The sequence below is a fragment of the Enterobacter soli genome, from assembly GCF_964208575.1.
Taxonomy (GTDB): domain Bacteria; phylum Pseudomonadota; class Gammaproteobacteria; order Enterobacterales; family Enterobacteriaceae; genus Enterobacter; species Enterobacter soli_A.
In genome coordinates, this window is the sequence record NZ_CAXOFU010000055.1 from 1 (window position 1) to 287 (window position 287).

Consider the following 287-nt stretch of genomic DNA (forward strand, 5'->3'; position numbering starts at 1 on the left):
ATCGAACTGGCTGGCTTCCTGGATTCTTACATCCCAGAACCAGAGCGTGCGATTGACAAGCCATTCCTGCTGCCAATCGAAGACGTATTCTCCATCTCCGGTCGTGGTACCGTTGTTACCGGTCGTGTAGAGCGCGGTATCATCAAAGTTGGCGAAGAAGTTGAAATCGTTGGTATCAAAGAGACTGCTAAGTCTACCTGTACTGGCGTTGAAATGTTCCGCAAACTGCTGGACGAAGGCCGTGCTGGTGAGAACGTTGGTGTTCTGCTGCGTGGTATCAAACGTGA

General features: G+C 50.9%; 1 protein-coding gene. It reads left to right on the forward strand.

From position 1 onward, the window contains the following. Nucleotides 1-287 (forward strand): EF-Tu/IF-2/RF-3 family GTPase (locus AB6V08_RS23200; protein ID WP_368545103.1); only part of this gene is annotated, 287 nt, incomplete at both ends.